Genomic DNA, 1,946 nt, shown 5'->3' on the forward strand with positions numbered 1-1,946 from the left:
GGTGGGCATGCAAGTGGTGGTGACCGCCTGCGATGCCAACGGCAACGTGGACCTGGTGGACCTGAAAGCCAAGTGCGAACAGCACAGCGCCAACCTGGCCGCCGTGATGATCACCTACCCCAGCACGCACGGCGTGTTCGAGACCAGCGTCAAAGAGCTGTGCGCCCTGGTGCACAGCCACGGCGGCCGCGTGTACGTGGACGGTGCCAACATGAACGCCCTGGTGGGCGTTGCGGCCCCCGGCGAGTTTGGCGGTGACGTGAGCCACCTGAACCTGCACAAGACCTTCTGCATTCCCCACGGCGGTGGCGGCCCCGGCGTGGGCCCCGTGTGCGTGGTGCAGGACCTGGTGCCCTTCCTGCCGGGCCATGCCACGGCGGGCGTGCCTGGTGGCGTGGGTGCCGTCAGCGCTGCCCCGCTGGGCAACGCCGCCGTGCTACCCATCAGCTGGATGTACATCCGCATGATGGGCGCCGAAGGCCTGCAGGCCGCTACCGAGACCGCCATCCTGAGCGCCAACTACATCAGCGCGCGCCTCAAGGACCACTACCCCACGCTGTACGCGAGCGAGAACGGCCATGTGGCACACGAGTGCATCCTGGACCTGCGCAGCCTGAAGGACACCAGCGGCGTGATGGCCGAAGACGTGGCCAAGCGCCTGATTGACTACGGCTTCCACGCGCCCACGCTGAGCTTCCCGGTGCCCAACACGCTGATGGTGGAGCCTACCGAGAGCGAAACCCTGTCAGAGCTGGACCGCTTCATCGACGCGATGATCGCCATCCGCGAAGAGATCCGCGAGATCGAAGCAGGCAAGCTGCCGCAGGACAACAACCCGCTCAAGAACGCCCCGCACACCGCAGAAAGCCTGCTGAGCGGCGAGTGGAACAGCCCCTACACCCGCGAGGCAGCTGCCTACCCCGTGGCTGCGCTGCGCAGCAACAAATACTGGTCGCCAGTGGGCCGCGTGGACAACGTGTGGGGTGACCGCAACCTGAGCTGCAGCTGCATCCCGGTGAGCGACTACGCCTGACCCTGCGGCGAAGGCCACGGCTGCATGGTCTGCCGCCACAGCCCTTGCTCTTGCAAGCCCTGGAGCCCGCTCGCCCAGGGCTTTTTTCGTTGGGGGCACGTACAGGCAGGTGCAGGAACACGCATAAGATCGCGGGCTGCGTTGTGATTTACCCTTCTAGGAGCCTCCTTTGCGAAACCTCTTGTGCCTTCTGCTCGCCACCGCCGTGATGGCTCCCGCCGCCATGGCCCAGACCTCCAAACCCGTCACCACGGCCAGCGGCCTGGTCTATGAATCGCTCAAAGACGGCATGGGCGAATCGCCCAAGGCCACCGACACGGTCAAGGTGCATTACAAGGGCACGTTCCTCGACGGCAAGGAGTTCGACAGCTCCTACAAACGCGGCGAACCCACCTCGTTCCCACTCAATGGCGTGATCCCTTGCTGGACCGAAGGCGTGCAGCGCATGAAGCCGGGCGGCAAGGCCAAGCTGACTTGTCCCCCCGGCATTGCCTACGGTGCCCGGGGCGCGGGTGGCGTCATTCCCCCTAACGCCACGCTGAATTTCGAGATCGAGCTGATCTCCGTGGGCCGCTGACCCCATGCTGCTGAAGGTCGGTGACCTCGCGCGGCGCACCGGCCTCACGGTGCGCACATTGCACCACTATGACGAGGTCGGGCTGCTCAAGCCCTCGGGCCGGTCGGACGCGGGGTACCGCCTGTACAGCCAGGCCGACGTGCAGCGGCTGCATGGCATCCAGACCATGCGCCAGATGGGCCTGGCGCTCAGCGACATTGCCGAGCTGCTGGCGGGCGAAGGGGTGGCACCCCAGCGCATCATCGGCCAGCAGATCCGGGCGCTGGACCAGCAGATCACCCAAGCCACAGAACTGCGCGGGCGCCTGACCATGCTGCGCGACGGCCTCATGGCGGG

General features: G+C 66.3%; 2 protein-coding genes and 1 pseudogene. All 3 read left to right on the forward strand.

The genetic code is table 11. The annotated features are described in order from the left end of the window. A pseudogene (locus DBR23_RS31160) lies at positions 1 to 1,033 on the forward strand (glycine dehydrogenase (aminomethyl-transferring)); the annotation flags it as partial. A 169-nt stretch (positions 1,034 to 1,202) separates the two neighbouring features. After that, on the forward strand, positions 1,203 to 1,610 hold the full coding sequence (locus tag DBR23_RS19510) for an FKBP-type peptidyl-prolyl cis-trans isomerase (protein ID WP_108499303.1): 408 nt from the start codon (positions 1,203 to 1,205) through the stop codon (positions 1,608 to 1,610). Positions 1,611 to 1,614: 4 nt separating this feature from the next. After that, the coding region (locus DBR23_RS31165; protein ID WP_233250584.1) for a MerR family transcriptional regulator at positions 1,615 to 1,946 on the forward strand (332 nt) is incomplete at its 3' end.

This window comes from Acidovorax sp. HMWF018 (genome assembly GCF_003061035.1).
Lineage (GTDB): Bacteria > Pseudomonadota > Gammaproteobacteria > Burkholderiales > Burkholderiaceae_C > Acidovorax > Acidovorax delafieldii.